General features: G+C 63.0%; 14 protein-coding genes. 5 read left to right on the top strand and 9 right to left on the bottom strand.

The genetic code is table 11. The annotated features are described in order from the left end of the window. Window positions 1-245: TetR/AcrR family transcriptional regulator (locus tag HX899_RS35095; protein ID WP_246697116.1), on the bottom strand; the 245-nt coding region annotated here is incomplete at its 3' end. Window positions 246-382: 137 nt separating this feature from the next. Here HX899_RS35095 and HX899_RS15975 point away from each other — a divergent pair. Next, the gene (locus HX899_RS15975; protein WP_138334488.1) at window positions 383-1,585 is read left to right on the top strand and encodes an MFS transporter; all 1,203 of its coding nucleotides are present in this window, start codon (window positions 383-385) and stop codon (window positions 1,583-1,585) included. A 6-nt stretch (window positions 1,586-1,591) separates the two neighbouring features. On the opposite strand, the gene HX899_RS15970 is transcribed toward HX899_RS15975, so the two are convergent. After that, window positions 1,592-2,035: a nuclear transport factor 2 family protein gene (locus tag HX899_RS15970; RefSeq protein ID WP_181292814.1), complete on the bottom strand. Its 444-nt coding sequence runs from the start codon at window positions 2,033-2,035 to the stop codon at window positions 1,592-1,594. 113 nt (window positions 2,036-2,148) lie between these two features. Further along, window positions 2,149-2,553 (bottom strand): GFA family protein, encoded by a 405-nt coding sequence (locus HX899_RS15965; RefSeq protein ID WP_138388162.1) that lies wholly within the window; start codon window positions 2,551-2,553, stop codon window positions 2,149-2,151. 115 nt (window positions 2,554-2,668) lie between these two features. Between HX899_RS15965 and HX899_RS15960 the strand changes: the two genes are divergently transcribed. Then, window positions 2,669-3,112: a MarR family winged helix-turn-helix transcriptional regulator gene (locus tag HX899_RS15960; protein ID WP_246697115.1), complete on the top strand. Its 444-nt coding sequence runs from the start codon at window positions 2,669-2,671 to the stop codon at window positions 3,110-3,112. A 456-nt stretch (window positions 3,113-3,568) separates the two neighbouring features. Here the strand turns inward: HX899_RS15960 and HX899_RS15955 are convergent, their stop codons facing one another. The 6 genes from HX899_RS15955 to HX899_RS15930 form a co-directional block, all read right to left on the bottom strand. Further along, the gene (locus HX899_RS15955; RefSeq protein WP_003545273.1) at window positions 3,569-3,778 is read right to left on the bottom strand and encodes a cold-shock protein; all 210 of its coding nucleotides are present in this window, start codon (window positions 3,776-3,778) and stop codon (window positions 3,569-3,571) included. A 280-nt stretch (window positions 3,779-4,058) separates the two neighbouring features. Then, entirely contained in the window at window positions 4,059-4,622 is a 564-nt protein-coding gene (locus tag HX899_RS15950; protein WP_181292812.1) for a YdeI family protein, read from the bottom strand. A 118-nt stretch (window positions 4,623-4,740) separates the two neighbouring features. Continuing rightward, window positions 4,741-6,954, bottom strand: a complete 2,214-nt coding sequence (locus HX899_RS15945; RefSeq protein WP_171599734.1) for a 3-hydroxyacyl-CoA dehydrogenase NAD-binding domain-containing protein — start codon at window positions 6,952-6,954, stop codon at window positions 4,741-4,743. Window positions 6,955-6,970: 16 nt separating this feature from the next. Beyond that, complete coding sequence (locus tag HX899_RS15940) at window positions 6,971-7,354, bottom strand: cupin domain-containing protein (RefSeq protein WP_181292811.1); 384 nt, start codon at window positions 7,352-7,354, stop codon at window positions 6,971-6,973. A 2-nt stretch (window positions 7,355-7,356) separates the two neighbouring features. Then, complete coding sequence (locus HX899_RS15935; RefSeq protein WP_138334495.1) at window positions 7,357-8,565, bottom strand: acetyl-CoA C-acetyltransferase; 1,209 nt, start codon at window positions 8,563-8,565, stop codon at window positions 7,357-7,359. 100 nt (window positions 8,566-8,665) lie between these two features. Further along, window positions 8,666-10,462 (bottom strand): acyl-CoA dehydrogenase C-terminal domain-containing protein, encoded by a 1,797-nt coding sequence (locus tag HX899_RS15930; protein ID WP_138334496.1) that lies wholly within the window; start codon window positions 10,460-10,462, stop codon window positions 8,666-8,668. A 272-nt stretch (window positions 10,463-10,734) separates the two neighbouring features. Between HX899_RS15930 and HX899_RS15925 the strand changes: the two genes are divergently transcribed. From HX899_RS15925 to HX899_RS15915, 3 genes are all read left to right on the top strand, one after another. Then, window positions 10,735-11,436: an SDR family NAD(P)-dependent oxidoreductase gene (locus HX899_RS15925; RefSeq protein WP_181292810.1), complete on the top strand. Its 702-nt coding sequence runs from the start codon at window positions 10,735-10,737 to the stop codon at window positions 11,434-11,436. A 102-nt stretch (window positions 11,437-11,538) separates the two neighbouring features. Continuing rightward, the gene (locus tag HX899_RS15920) at window positions 11,539-11,904 is read left to right on the top strand and encodes a VOC family protein (protein WP_138334498.1); all 366 of its coding nucleotides are present in this window, start codon (window positions 11,539-11,541) and stop codon (window positions 11,902-11,904) included. A gap of 325 nt (window positions 11,905-12,229) precedes the next feature. After that, window positions 12,230-16,000, top strand: a complete 3,771-nt coding sequence (locus HX899_RS15915; RefSeq protein ID WP_181292809.1) for a peptidoglycan-binding protein — start codon at window positions 12,230-12,232, stop codon at window positions 15,998-16,000. The last annotated feature ends 7 nt before the right edge of the window (window positions 16,001-16,007 follow it).

The following is a 16,007-nucleotide window of genomic DNA, read 5'->3' as shown; positions in this document are numbered from 1 at the left end:
CTGCCGGCATCGATCGGCTGCATATCCGGCCGCAGCCGATCGACGGCGACATCGGCGAGAAGCTCCTGCAGGTCGCCCCAGCGGCGATAGATGGTCGACGGCGTCACCCCCGCCTTGCCGGCAATCAGCGGGATCGTCACGTCGGCGCGGCTCATCTCGGCCATCAGCTCACGGACCGCCTTGTGCACCGATGCCTGAACCCGGGCGCTTCTGCCGCCCGGACGGAGATTCTCTTTCACTGTCATGCGCGCAACCCGACTTTCTCTCCTTGGCACCGATGGTTCAAAATCTTTGACAGACCTATTAACGCAAATAATTTGCTTTTATAAAGCAGTTGCTCTACCTAAGCTAACGCAACAGCTTAGCTTTAAGGGGCTTATATATGTTCGCCGCAGCCAAATCCACCGAGAATTCGCCGCGCCCCTGGATCGGCTTTCATGCGCTGACGCTCGCGACCTTCTTCGGCGCCTCCGCGGCGCCGACGCCGCTCTACCGGATCTATCAGGAAAGTTTTTCCGTCTCGCCGGTGCTGATCACGGTGATCTTCGCGGTCTACGCCTTCGCGCTGCTGGCGGCGCTGCTGATCGCCGGTTCCATCTCGGATCATCTCGGCCGCAAGCCGGTGATCTTTTTCGCCCTCGTGCTCGAAATCGCCGCCATGGGCCTCTTCGTCGTCGCGAGCGGTCCCGGCTGGCTGATTGCAGCACGGATCGTGCAGGGACTGGCAACGGGAATCGCTGGCGCCTCGATCGGAGCGGCGCTCGTCGATGTCGACCGGGCAAAGGGCCAGATCGTCAACTCGATCGCGCCGCTTTGCGGCATGGCGGTGGGTGCCGTCGGCACCAGCGCCTTGATCCAATATGGCCCCTTCCCGATGCATCTGATCTATGCACTGCTGCTCATCGCCTTCACGCTGCAGGCGGCCGCCATCTGGCTGACAGGCGAGACCGGCGGCACGCGGCCGGGCGCGCTCGGCTCGCTGATACCGCGGGTCACCATTCCCAAGCAGGTGAAGCGGCCGCTCTCGCTGGTGACGCCGATCAACATCGCCAACTGGACGCTTGCCGGGTTCTATCTCTCGCTGGTCCCATCCTTGGTCGCCAGCACGACCGGCAGCCGGGCGCCGCTGACGGGTGGGGCCGTCGTCACTGCGCTGATGGTGAGCGGAGCAATCGCCGTCTATCTCAGGCGCAGCAAGACGGCCTCGGCCAATCTCACTTTCGGCGTGTCGGCCAAGACGCTCGGCATCCTGACCGTCGTTGCCGGCGTGCATCTTGCCAGTGTGCCGCTGTTGCTCGTTGGCACAGTTTTTACCGGCGTCGGTTTCGGCACCAATTTCCTCGGTTCGATCGGCACCATCATGCCGCTTGCCAAGGCGGACGAGCGGGCCGGGCTGCTATCGGCCTTCTACGTCCAGAGCTACCTCGCCTTCAGCCTGCCGGCGATCCTGGCCGGGTTCCTAGCGAAATCGGCCGGTTACGCATTGACGACCGATATCTATGCGACGGCGATCCTGCTTTTGATGGGCGTCGGATTGATGAGCATTCGCGCCGACCGGCGCAAGATCGCGGGGAGTGCTGCCTGACAGTCTTCACGGTTTGAGATCGAGCAACGCCCGGCCGCTGCCGTCCATGGCGAAGGGCACCGAGGCGTGCTGGTGGGCAACCAGCCATCGGCCATCCTGCTTGACGAGGCCAAGCGTCTGGCGGAACCAGAGATCGACGGCGGCGCCATCGGTCTTGGTCCCGGTCATGCGCGTGAGGCCGCTCCAGAAAGCGACATCCTCGCCAACCATCAATCTGGCATCGCGCACCTCGCCGCCGATCGGGCCTTCCCAGGTATCGAACCAGGCCTGTAGACCCGCTTCGTCCTGGCCGTGGTATACGAGCGGCGGCGCCAGCGAAAATTCGATCTCATCCTCGGTCTCGTAGGAAAGCGCATCCTTGGCGTTCTTTTCGCCCAGCGCCTTGGCGCGCATCATCAGCATGGCGATGATCGCCTCTTCCTCGATCCTGGCATTCGCTTCGTCTTTCACGATCGTTCTCCTTTTCCGTTATGGACAGAGGACGAAGGGGAGGACGAGGATCCGACATAGACATCTGCGCAATTCCGGACGCAAAACCGCTGCGCACTTTTGCTGGAATTGCCCTAGAGATAACGCGTCACCGCCGGTTCGTTCCACCAGGCATCGTGCCTGCCGTCGGAGTAACGGACCGGCAGTGCCGCCAGTTCCTCAGGGGTAATATCGTCGAGGCAGGCGATGTTGATCGAGACATAGGCGCCGCCGATCGCTTCGACATAACCGTCGCCATAGGCCGGCACACCGCAGGTGCGGCAGAAGCGGTGATGACCACTCATGGTGTTGAACTGATAGTCGGACGTTTCGGCCTGGTCGCACATCAGCCGGAAATCCTCCGGCTTGACGTTGGCGCCCCAATAGCGGCGCTTGGCGCAGATCGAACAATTGCAGCGGCCGGTGCCCTCCTCGAGGTCCATGTCCACCTCGTAGTGCACTTTGCCGCAATGGCAGCTTCCCTTGTAGGTTTTCTTCATGGCGCTCTCCTCCTTCGGCGTTGCCTTCAGTATCCACATATGACAATATGTTGTCATTATGAATGAGATACAAAATCGACAATATGTTGTCAAACAAAATCGACCGGAGCGGACGATGGAGGGGGATGCCTTTTCCGCTTTCGCAATCACTGCCCTTCGCCTCGCGGGCCATTTGACGGCGGCGGGCGACCGGCTGACAAAACCGGCGGGACAGACGAGCGCGCGCTGGCAGGTGTTGGCGGCGGCACGACGCGGCGGCATGTCGGTGGCGCAGATCGCCCGCGCGCTCGGCCTCGCCCGCCAGGGTGTGCAGCGGCTGGCCGACGTGCTGGAAAGCGAAGGGCTGATCGCCTATGCCGACAACCCGCAGCACCAGCGGGCCAAGCTGGTACGACTGACGGAAGAAGGGGCGGCGCGGCTGGGTGTCATCGAGATCGCGCAAGCTGGGTGGGCGGACGGGCTCGGCGCCGCGTTTACGTCAGCGGAACTCGATGCGGCGCGGGCGGTGATGGCGCGGGTCATGGAGATGCTGGAGGGTAGCGAGGCGGCAGGCGGTTGAGCGGCTTGTTGTCGTTAGCGACGCACTCGGCTTGGCGAAACGAACGATTCTCTAAGGTCATGCCGTGGCCGCCCCCCCCTCTGCCCTGCCGGGCCGGGGGTCGAGCCACGCGTCTCGACCCGTCCTTCGGACCCCCCACAGGTGGGGAGATCACAAGTGGCTTGAACTTCGTATCCATCTATCGTTTCGTCGTACTGGACGCCGATTGTTTGGGGAAGCCAGTGAGCCCAGCCAATCTCCCCACCTGTGGGGGAGATGCCCGGCAGGGCAGAGGGGGGCTTACACGGCAAAACCTATGTGCCAAGGCGATGCCGGCTACTCCGCCAATTGGGCAAAACATCAGCCGGCCAGACACAAAAAAAGGCCGGGTTAACCCGACCTTCCCTGCTATCTCAACGAACCGTGCCAGTACATCCGTGGTCACGATCCGGAGATGATATTTAGAGCCTTGAAGGCTCAGGCCGCCTGGAGGCGATCTGCCGACATCTTGCCGGACTTGTTGTCGCGGACGAGCTCGTAAGACAGCTTCTGGCCATCCTTGAGATCGCGCATGCCAGCGCGTTCAACGGCGGAGATGTGGACGAAAACGTCGGCTGCGCCGTCATCCGGCTGAATGAAGCCGAAGCCCTTGGTTGCGTTGAACCACTTTACGGTACCAGTGCTCATGACGATATCCTTTTCGAATCGTTCATAGAAGAATGCAGCTCGGATAAATGCCAAGCGGCGATGAAAACCGATTTTGGAGGAAGTTCGCCAGGAACGACACGAGGCCGTTTCAAAGTTCATCTAGCAAGATCGATGCGCGGATATGTAATCGGAAATTGTGTCCGTGACAAGGCCGCAGCTACGGAAATCGGTGACGTTTCAGACACCGCGGACGGGTCTTTGCCTGCCGCGCTGCGCCGAAAACCGAGGGCGAGATTTTTTGCAGAAGCTGAAATACCGTCTATTCGGCCTGCGTCAACCTGGTGATCGCCTTGCCGAGGCGGGCGACCCGCACTTCCGGGGTCGTTGCCTTCAGGAGCGGCAGGACGATTGCATATTGGCCGGTCTTGTCGAGCCGCGCAAAGGCAGCGCCGGCGGCAGCGTTCTCAGCGAGCGCCGCCGCCAGATCGTCCGGCAGGCCGGCATCGCGTTGCGGAGCGTAGGCGACAGCCCATCGTCCGTCGGCTTTGGCGGCAGCGACTTCGGCAAGGCCCGCGGGCCGCATGCGCCCGGTTTCTGCAAGTGCTGCGACACGATCGACATTGAGCTTGGACCACGGACTTTTGGCGCGCCGGGGCGAATAACGCTGCAGGTAGCAATGCGCGTCAAACCCCTTGCGCTGGCTGTCAATCCAGCCGTAACAGAGCGCCACATCCAGCGCCTCGTCGATGGTGATGAGAGTTCGTTTCGGATTTTTCTTACCGATCTTCAGCCAGGCGCCGGTCGATGCCGCATGATGCACGCAGAGCCAGGATTCCCACTCCATCGGATCGGCGAAGGCGAGGATGTCGGTGGATGGTTGCATGGGCGGTCCGGTCCGGGTGACAGCGAAGCGTGTGTTGCTTGCGGTTCAGATTACCGTCGTCACCCTGTCCCATTCAACATTTGAAATCCGGCAAGAGCGGCATAGCTTAAAAGGCGGCCTAAGCCGCCTTCCCCACTTTCGCATAGGGGTCGAACCGACCGTAAAACGTCTCGCCCTTGGCGGCCATGTCCTTCAGCAGCGGCGTCGGCTTGAAGTGACTTCCGTAAGTATTAGCTAACGTTTCAGCCAGTTCCACGAAAGCCTTTGCGCCCATCCCGTCGATATAGCTCAGCGCCCCGCCGGTATAGGGCGCGAAGCCGAATCCGAGGATCGAGCCGACATCCGCTTCGCGCGGATCGGTGACGATGCCTTCCTCGACCGTGCGGGCGGCTTCCAGCGCGATGGTGACGAGAAAACGTTGCTTCAGGACGTTGACGTCGACCTCGTCCGCCTGCTTCTGCGGGTAGAGGGTCTTGAGGTCGGGCCAGAGGGACTTCTTCGCCGGTTTCGGCGGATAGTCATAGAAACCCTTGGAATTTTTGCGGCCGAAGCGGCCCTCCTTTTCCACCATGCGGGAGATGAGCTCCATATGCCTGGGGTCGATGGCTTTTTCGCCGAGATCGGCGACCGTCGCCTTGAGGATCTTCAGCGAGAGGTCGATGGCGACCTCGTCGTTGAGCGCCAGCGGACCAACCGGCATGCCGGCCATCTTGGCGGCGTTCTCGATCATCGCAGGCGGCACGCCCTCGATCAGCATGTCGTAGCTTTCCGACATGTAGCGCAGCACGCAGCGATTGACGAAGAAGCCGCGGGTGTCGTTGACGACGATCGGCGTCTTCTTGATGGCTGCGACATAATCAAGAGCGACGGCCAGCGCCCTGTCGCCGGTGTCGCTTCCGAGGATCACCTCGGTCAGCATCATCTTCTCGACAGGCGAGAAGAAATGGATGCCGATGAAATCGGCAGGGCGTTTCGAATTCTTGGCGAGACCCGAGATCGGCAGGGTCGAGGTATTGGAGGCGAAGATCGCGCCTTCCGGCAGCACGGCTTCGACCGCCTCGATGACCGCTTTCTTCACCTCTCGGTCCTCGAACACCGCCTCGATGACGAGATCGGCATTGGTGAGGTCGGCATAGTCGGCCGAGGGTGTGATGCGGGAGAGCAATGCGGCTGCCTCACCCTGCGTAAGGCGCCCCTTACCGACAGAATCCTTGACCAGGCCTTCGGAGACGGTCTTGCCCTTGGTCGCCGCTTCGATGTCGCGGTCGATCAGCGTCACCGGTATACCCGCGGCAGCGGTGACATAAGCGATCGAGGCGCCCATGAAGCCGGCGCCGACGACGCCTATATGTTTCAGCTCGGTCTTGGCGTGACCTGCCGGGCGGCGGGCGCCCTTGCCGAGCTCCTGCATGGAGATGAACAGCGAACGGATCATCGAGAAGGCTTCGCGGGTCTGCAGCACCTCGGTGAAATAACGCTGCTCGATCTTCAGGCCGGTGTCGAACGGCACCTGCAGGCCTTCATAGACGCATTTCAGGATGGCAAGCGCTGCCGGATAATTGCCCGATGTTTCCCTGCGCAGGATTGCCGGGGCTGCCGGCCAGAGCTGGGCGGAGGCCGGCGTCCAGATGCCGCCGCCAGGCGCCTTGAAGCCCTTCTCGTCCCAGGGGGCAACCGGCTTCAGGCCATCCTTGATCATCTGCTTGGCGGCCGGGATCAGCTGATCGGGCTCGACCACCTGATGCACGAGGTTCATCGCCTTGGCGCGGGAGCCGGTCAGTGACTGGCCAGTGGTCATCATCTGCAGCGCATCCTGGGCGTTAGCCAACCGCGGCACACGCTGCGTGCCGCCGGCGCCGGGGAAGATGCCGACCTTCACTTCGGGCAGCGCGATCTTGACGCTCTTGGCATTGGAGGCGACACGGCCGTGGCAGGCAAGCGACAGTTCGAAAGCGCCGCCCATGCAGGTGCCGTTGATGGCGGAAACCCAGGGCTTGCCCGATGTTTCGAGCTTGCGGAACAGGCCACTCATGCGGCCGACCAGACCGAAGAGGTTCTGCACGGCCGTTTGCGGGCTCTTTGCCTTCTCCTCCTGATAGGAGCTGAACATCGACTTGATCATCGACAGATCGGCGCCGCCGGAGAAGGAAGACTTGCCCGAGGTGAAGACGACACCCTTGATGGCGGCATCGGCGGTCGTGGCATCGATGATGGCGTCGAGCTCGGCCATCACCTCCGCGGTGAAGACGTTCATCGATTTGCCCGGCATGTCCCAGGTGACGAGAGCGATGCCGTCAGCGTCGGTTTCGAGCGTGAAATTGGTGTAGGTCATTGGGTTTCCTCCCCGATCAGGCCGGCAAATGGCTGCGCTGCGCGTCTAAGGTCTTCGTCTTTTCGGTGACGACATCGCCGGTATGCTTGGTCTGCGACGGCTCGAAGAGCACGATCCAGCATTCCTCCTCAGCCACCGGATTATGCTCGACACCCTTCGGCACGACATGAAAATCACCGGCCTTGAGATGCACATGCGGGCGGTCGCGATATTCGATGGTAAGCGCCCCCTTCCAGATCAGGAAGAGCTCGTCCTCGTCGCGGTGCGAATGCCAGGCGAGCTGGCCCTGGACCTTGGCGAGCTTGACGCTCTGGCCGTTGAGATCGGCGATGACGCGGGGCGACCAGTGCTCGCTGAGCTCGGCATATTCGGTTTCGATCGTGCCGGTGTTAAAGCCCATCGTCAGACCCTTTCAATAACCGTTGCCGTGCCCATGCCGGCGCCGATGCAGAGCGTCACCAGCGCGGTGTTGAGGTCGCGGCGTTCAAGTTCGTCGAGCACCGTGCCGAGGATCATCGCGCCGGTGGCGCCGAGCGGATGGCCCATGGCGATGGCGCCGCCATTGACGTTGATCCTGTCATGGTCGATGTCGAAGGCCTGCATGTAGCGCAGCACCACGGCAGCGAAGGCCTCGTTGAGTTCGAAGAGGTCGATGTCGGACAGGCTCATGCCTGTCCGCTTCAACAGTTTCTCGGTGACGTCGACAGGCCCGGTCAGCATCAGGGCCGGATCGGAGCCGATATTGGCGAAAGCCTTGATGCGGGCGCGCGGCTTTTTCCCCATGCTCTCACCACCGGCCTTGGAGCCGAGCAGGACGACGCTGGCGCCATCGACGATGCCGGAGGAATTGCCGGCATGATGGACATAGTTGATGCGCTCGATCTCCGGATGGGCCTGAATGCCGACGGCCTCGAAGCCGCCCATCTCGCCGGGCATCTGGAAGGATGGATTGAGGGAGGCGAGCGCCTGCATATCGGTGCCGGGGCGCATATGCTCGTCCTTATCAAGGATCGTCAGGCCGTTCTGGTCCTTGACCGGGACGACCGACTTGTCGAACCAGCCGTTTTCCCAGGCATGGGCGGCACGCTTCTGGCTCTCGACCGCGTAAGCATCGACATCCGTTCTGCTGAAGCCATATTTGGTGGCGATCAGATCAGCCGAGACGCCCTGCGGCATGAAATAGGCCGGGAAATTTACCGAAGGATCCATGAACCAGGCGCCGCCGGACATGCCGAGACCGACGCGGGACATGCTTTCGACGCCGCCGGCGATGACGATATCGTCGGCCCCTTGCGCGATCTTGCCGGCGCCGAAATTGACCGCATCGAGACCGGAGGCGCAGAAGCGGGAGATCTGCATGCCGGGCGCCTTGGTGGAGTAACCGGCTTCGAAGGCGGCAGCCTTGGGGATGACGGCGCCGGCATCCATGACCGGATCGACGCAGCCCATGATGATGTCGTCGACCGTTTGCGTATCGAGCCCGTTGCGGTCGCGGATCGCCTCCAGCGTCTTTGCCGCGAGGCGGACGGAAGGCACCTCATGCAAGGCCCCGTCCTTCTTGCCGCGGCCGCGCGGCGTACGCACGTGGTCGTAAATGAAAACCTCGGTCATTGTCTCATCTCCCTGGCGGCAATCTATCTTGCCTCAAATCTTGGCGGGAGGAGAAAAGACCCCTCCCCAACCCTCCCCACAAGGGGGAGGGAGAACCGTCTCAAAACGCTTCGGCGGCCAGTTCCATCATCGTGTCGGCGCCGGCTTCGATGCGGGCCTTGCGAAGTGCGGTTTCCGGCATCAGGCGTTCCATGAAGAAGCGGGCGGTGATCAGCTTGTTCTTCAGGTAATCCTCGCGAGCCGCATCGCCTGATGCAAGCCCATCCTCGGCGGCTTTGGCCATCTTTGCCCACATATAGCCGAGAATGACGAGGCCAAAGAGGTGCATGTAGTCGGTCGAGCCGGCGCCGGCATTGTCGGGCTTGGCCATGGCGTTCTGCATGAACCACATGGTCGCGCCCTGGGCGTCGTTCAAGCCCTTCTTCAGATGCTTGGTGAAGAAGGAGAGCTTTTCGTTGCTGCGGTTCTCCTCGCAGAAATCACCGATCTCCTTGAAGAGGGCCATGGCGGCGCGGCCGCCGTTCAGCGCCAGCTTGCGGCCGACGAGATCGAGCGCCTGAATGCCGTTGGCGCCTTCATAGATCATGGCGATGCGGGCATCGCGCACATACTGGCTCATGCCGTGCTCTTCAATATAGCCGTGGCCGCCGAAGACCTGCTGGGCCATGACGGCATGATCGAAGCCCTTGTCGGTCATCACGCCCTTGAGAATCGGGGTGACGAGGCCAAGAATATCGTCGGCCGTCTGGCGCTCCTTCTCGTCGCTAGCGCGGTGGGCGATATCAGACTTGAGCGCGGTCCATAGCAGGAAGGCGCGGCCGGCCTCGTTGAAAGCGCGGATGGTCATCAGCGTGCGGCGAATATCCGGATGGACGATGATCGGATCGGCCTTCTTGTCCGGCGCCTTGGGGCCGGACAGCGAGCGGCCCTGGATGCGGTCGCGGGCATAGCTGGCGGCGTTCTGATAGGCGATCTCGGAAATGGCGATGCCCTGCAGGCCGACCATCAGGCGGGCCTCGTTCATCATCACGAACATGGCGTTGAGGCCGCGGTTTTCGGCGCCGATCAGGAAGCCGGTCGCCTCGTCGTAATTCATCACGCAGGTGGCGTTGGCGTGGATGCCCATCTTGTGCTCGATCGCGCCGCAGGAGACAGCGTTGCGGGCGCCGACCGCGCCGTCCTTGCCGACGAGGAATTTCGGGACGATGAAGAGCGAGATGCCCTTGGTGCCCTCGGGCGCACCCTCGATGCGGGCCAGCACCAGATGGATGATATTGTCGGTCAGGTCGTGCTCGCCGGCGGAGATGAAGATCTTCTGGCCGGAGATCTTGTAGCTGCCATCAGCCTGCGGCACCGCCTTGGTGCGCAGCATGCCGAGATCGGTGCCGCAATGCGGCTCGGTGAGGTTCATGGTGCCGGACCACGTGCCGTCCACCATCTTCGGCAGATAGGTGGCCTTCTGCTCGTCGGAGCCATGGACGAGAAGTGCTGCGATCGCACCCTGCGTCAGGCCCGGATACATCATCAGCGACATGTTGGCGGCCGAGGTATATTCGCCGACGGCGGTATGCAGCGTATAGGGGAGCCCCTGCCCGCCGAATTCCTCCGGCACAGCAAGGCCGATCCAGCCACCTTCGCGATAGGCTTTATACGCTTCTTTGAAACCCTTCGGCGTCGAGACGCTCGCATCGTCGTGGCGCGTGCAGCCTTCCTGGTCGCCGGAATAGTTCAGCGGAAAGAGAGCTTCCTCTGCAACCCTTCCGGCCTCGCCGAGGATCGCTTCGATCATATCGGGGGTCGCATCGGCAAAACCCGGCAGATTGTTATAGCGTTCGAGACCCAGCACGTCGTTGAGGACGAAAAGCGTATCGTTCACCGGGGCCTTGTAGACTGGCATCTCTCAAATTCCTCCCATTCGACTGACCGGATCGCGCCGGCCTTGGGCACTGTCTTACAAAATATTGACGTTTGCGTAAACGTCAAATTCTGCGCTTGTGTCGTCTTTTCTTGAAAAAATTCGAGGGCACGAATCCGCGAGCCATGAAGTACTGAGAGGAGCAGACGCCATCTCATCTTCCTTGTCCATCACGGAACGGAGTCGCGGCCGGGCAGTGGCGCAAGTCGTTCGGACTTCCTAAGTCTTTGGGACGATTCATCGAGGAAGACATCATGACCGATTTTCCCTATGAGAGTGCGCTGATCGTCGGCGCGGGCTCCGGCATCAGCGCATCGCTTGCCCGGCAATTGTCGGCGCAGGGCGTCAAGGTCGGGCTTGCCGCCCGTAATATTGAAAAGCTCCGGGCATTGGTCGAGGAGACCGGTGCCAGTACCTTTACAACAGATGTCTCGCAACCTGCGAGCGTCGCAGCGCTTTTCGAAGAGGCTACCGCCGCAATCGGCGGACCTGACGTGGTGATCTTCAATGCCAGCGCCCGTCAGCGTGGCCCGCTCGCCGAACTCGATGCCGGCGAGGTCGAGAAGGCGATCGCGACCACCGCTTTCGGCGGCTTCCTGGTGGTGCAGCAGGCAGCGCGGCGGATGATCCCGCGCGGCCGCGGCGCCATCCTGATCACCGGCGCGTCGGCAAGCGTGAAGGGTTTTGCCCAATCGGCCCCCTTCGCGATGGGCAAGTTCGCGTTGCGCGGCCTTGCCCAGAGTGCCGCCCGCGAACTCGGGCCGATGGGCATCCATGTCGCGCATTTCGTCATCGACGGCGCGGTGCGCTCGCAGATCCGGCCGGACCGGGTGGAGAAGCCGGATGGCACGCTGCTGCCGGATGCGATCGCCCAGACCTATATCGATGTGCTTCGCCAGCACCGCAGCGCATGGTCGCTGGAGGTGGAAGTCCGGCCCTGGACGGAGAGCTTCTAAGTCTCCCTCTCTGGCCGCGGCCTGCCGCCGCAGGGGAAGCAACTTTCACGACACTCTCAGACAGGTTAGGCTTTGCCGTCAAGGCAAGCTGGGAGGATACCGATGCCGCGTCTGGACCATGTCACCATCGAGACCCGCGATGCGCGTCAGATGATCGGCTTCCTGGAAGCTGTGCTCGGCGTCAGGGAGGGCTATCGGCCGCCCTTCGCCACGCCCGGCCACTGGCTCTATCTGGACGAACGGCCGGTCATCCATCTCAGCCTGACGTCGCGCAGCAGCGATTATCCACCGGGCATCTTCAACCATGTCGCCTTCAGCCTTTACGAATTCGGCCCGGCGCTGGAACGCATCAAGGCGGGCGGCTATCGCTACGAATATTACGATATTCCCGACACCGATCTCGGTCAGGTCTTCGTCTACGGCCCCGAGGGCGTGAAAATCGAGCTGCAGTATCCGCGTCCGGCCTGATCCGCGAGCGGCCCTCCGATCTGACGAATTGAACGGCAATTGCCATCAAAAACGGCGTTTGGAACACAAACGTTAAAAAATTCCCATCGGCATTAACGGCTTGTTTACCACGTTTCGTGAAAGGTGCGGATTGAGCAGTAGCGATCCGCATTCCTTTCCCCCGTCTCGCGTTCCTAAGGATGCCGCTACATCGTTCAGCTTGAGGAAAGTCTAATTGACTATCGTCTTATGAATGGTGCGCTCAGGCCCGCGTAAAGCGGGCAGCAGACGAAAAGCCAACGATCGAGCTCTGACGAGGGGTCGAGCAGTCGAAGCGAGCAAGAAGATGAACGGATCGCGATCAAATCCTTCCCGACAGTCCGACAGGACCTCGCTCGATGCGCTGAACCGCACGATCGAAGGGCTGGAGGCGCGCATCGAAGGGCTGATGGGCAGCGGGCGCGAACAGCGGCCGCGCACGGCAACGGCCGAGCGCGATCCTTATGCCGCTTCCCATGCTCCCCGGCCCGCAAAGGCCCCGCTCGAGCCGCGGCCGGATCCGCTCGCCGAAATTCGTCAACGCCAGCGCGCGCTTGAAGCCGGCCGCGAGCGGCCTTACGCACGCGAGCAGGCTCCGCAGCTTCGCGAACCCACGCCACGCGTCGCCGCCCCGGCGCCGGCCTTGCGCACCGGCGACGACACGATGACGGAGATCGCCCAGGCGCTCGTCAATCTGCGACAGGACCTGAAGCGCGACATTTCCGAGGGCGTGACCCGCGAAATGAACGCGCTGCGCTCCGAGCTGCGCGACATCAAGACTAATGCCGGAGACGGCCGTTTCGCCGACGACATGCGCGCCGATATGGGCCGCCTTGCCCAGAGCATCACCCAGCTGACCGGCCGCTCCGCCGCGCCGGAGGCCACGGGCCTTCGCGAGGATTTCGAAGAGCTGCGCTCGCTAATGGACGGGCTGGCGCGCGAGGATTCGCTGCGCCATATGGAAAACCGCTGGGACGGTTTCGAACACCGGCTTGCGGCGCTCGATACAGAGGGGCTGCAGGAAGAGCTCGTTTCGCTCGCCTATCGGCTCGACGACATCAAGCGCCATATCGGCGGCATGGGTGAAAGCCCGGCCGTTCGGGCGCTGGAAGACAAGCTGATCTCGATCGCCACGGCGATGGAGCATTTCGGCAATATGATCCAGCCGCACGACCGGGTCATGTCCGAGCAGTTCGCCGCCATGGACATGCGGCTCGACGAGATCAGCCGGGCGATCGCGGCAAGCGGGCGCACGGCCACGGCGAATGATCCTGGCCTGATGCAGCGGCTGGAAAGCCGGCTTGCGGCGCTCGCCGACCAGATCGACCTGATGAGCCATGATGCGGCCAGCCGCGTGAACCCGGCCGACGAGCTGGCGATCCGGCTGGAGGCGCTGACGGGACGCGTCGAGGAGCTGACGAAGGCGGAAGCGACGTCACGGCTCGACGAACGGCTGGAACATCTATCCTATCTATTGGAACGCACGCAGGAGACGGCACCGCAAGCCGACCTCACCGGCACGCTTTCCGACATTTCCCGCAAGATCGACGCGCTTGAGAACGGCGCCGTCAACGACGTGCTGGCGCAGCGGCTTGACCATCTCGCCCGGCGCATCGACGAGATGGCCCATCAGCAGCAGGCGCCGGCGCCCGCCGCTGTAGCCGACGACAGCGCCTTCCTGCGTCTCGAAGGACGGCTGAGCGACATCGCCGCCCGGCTGGAGGAGAGCACATCGGCAGCGCCGACCGATCCGCGGGCGCTGAAGAACCTCGAAGACCAGATCGCCAATCTTTCGGCGCTGATGAGCGCGCCGCGCGAGAGCGCTGTAATACCCCCCGAACTCGACCAGCGCATGGGCGCGATCGAAGATTACATGGCGACGAGCGACGAATATATCATCGAGGCGGCACGCCAGGCGGCAGAGGCCGTTGTCGAAGCCTATTCGCGCCATGGCGGCCCGCAGGGTGTCATGCCCGCCGCCGACATGTCGGCGCTGACGGCGCTGGCCGAGGATCTGCGCCACCTCGAGGATCTCAGCCGCGACAGCGAGGAACGCACGCACAAGACTTTCCAGGCGCTGCACGAGACGCTGGTGCATATCGCCGACCGCCTCGACGGCATGGAAGATCGCGGCCGGCCGCTTGCCCAGATGCCGGTCGCCGAGGTCGATTTCGATGTCGATCCCTATGCGCTGATGGTGGCCGAAGCCGAGATGAACAAGACGCCGGCCGCTGCCCCGGCGGCAAAGGCTTCTCCTGTTATCCGCACGGCCGAGGTTGCAGCCGAAGCTGCCGTGCCTGCGCAAGCCACCGCCATGAGCGGAACGAGCGCGATCGCCATCGAAGCCGCGACCAGGACGACGGAAGCTGCGACATCGGCAGGGACACAGGTGCCGGCAAAGGCCAGCCTGCTCGCCAGCCTCGGCAAGCGGCTGATGCCCGGCAAGAAGGCCGAGAGCCGGACGACCGAACGGCCGATGATCGACCCCGCGCCGTCGATCGATCCCACCGATGTGGTGCCGACGGATGCGGCAAACGAACTGCTCGAGCCGGGCTCGGGCGCACCTGATGTGAAGAAGATCCTTGAACGGGTTCGCGCCAGCCAGAGCGCGGCGCGCGGCAAACCTGCCGGCGAAACCGATCGCGCCGATTATATCGCTGCTGCGCGCCGTGCGGCGCAGGCGGCCGCGATGGAGGTGGATGCCAATCCGAAGCAGGCAGCCGGCAAGGCCGAGAAGAAGGGCGCGAATGCCGACAAGGCCGGCAAGGCTTCTGCCAAGACGGGCAAGACCAGCGCCTTTTCGCGCTACCGGCGGCCGATCCTGCTGGCGGTCGGTGCCGTGCTGCTCGCCATCATGGCCTTTCCGCTTGCTCGAACGCTGACAAGCGGCGAGCGCGCGCCGCAGCCGCCAGCAGAAGTCTCGGCGCTGACCGGCGCGGAAAACCCGTCGCCGGCCTTGCCTGACGCGACACCTGCCCAGCCGGATGCCGCCGCTCTCGGAACGACCGCTCCGGCAGCGGATGCTATGCCGCCCGCTGCCGAACAGGCGCAGCCGGAGGCAACCCCGCCTGACGCCGGCGAGCATCTGACCGACGTGGCGCCGCTTGACGGCGAAGGGGCAGCGACCCTTGCCCCTCCCGGTCCGTCGGGCGCGGCACAGGAGACATCGGGCTTCGTTCCGGCACCTGCACCGCAGGCTGCCATCACCATTCCCGACACCGTCCAGCCGAAATCGCTTGCCGATGCGGCGAGCGGCGGGGATGCGTTGGCGCTGTTTGAGATCGGCGCGCGTTATTCGGATGGCCGCAACGGCATGACGGTCGATCAGAAGCAGGCCGCAGGCTGGTACCAGCTTTCAGCCGACAAGGGCTTTGCGCCGGCCGAATACCGGCTCGGCAGCATGTACGAGAAGGGCAACGGCGTCGAACGCGACATCGCCAAGGCGAAGGGTTTTTACGAGCAGGCGGCAAACCAGGGCAATGCCAGCGCCATGCACAATCTCGCCGTGCTCTACGCTTCCGGCGCCCTCGGCCAACAGGATTATGCGACGGCCGCCTCGTGGTTCACCAAGGCTGCGAACCTCGGCATCACCGACAGCCAGTTCAACCTGGCAATCCTCTGCGCACGCGGCAACGGCGTTCCGGCGGATCTCGAAGAGTCCTACAAGTGGTTTGCGATCGCCGCCAAGGGCGGCGACAAGGATGCGGCACAGAAGCGCGACGAAGTGGCCAAAGCCATGAAACCCGACCAGCTCGAACGGGCGCGCACCAAGGCCGATCTCTGGAAGGCGGAGCCGGTCGACCACCGCACGAACGCCATCGACATCCCCGACGAATGGGCGGGAACCGGCGCGAAGACGGCGAGCGTCGACATGAAAAAGGCGATCCGCAACATCCAGGCGATTCTCAACAATAACGGCTTCGACGCCGGCGTGCCGGACGGCGAAATGGGCGCGAAGACCGTGACCGCGATCAAAAACTTCCAGAAGTCGGTCGGGCAGGAGCCGGACGGCAAGGTGACCGATGCAACCGTGAAGGCGCTGCTCGAACGCAACAAGCAGGGCAGCAAGGCAATCTGAGGCCCGC

This window comes from Rhizobium sp. WYCCWR 11146, assembly GCF_013591995.1.
GTDB classification, from domain to species: Bacteria; Pseudomonadota; Alphaproteobacteria; order Rhizobiales; family Rhizobiaceae; genus Rhizobium; species Rhizobium indicum.
The sequence above is the reverse complement of the archived record's forward strand: the minus strand, read 5'-3'. Positions and strand labels throughout refer to the sequence as shown.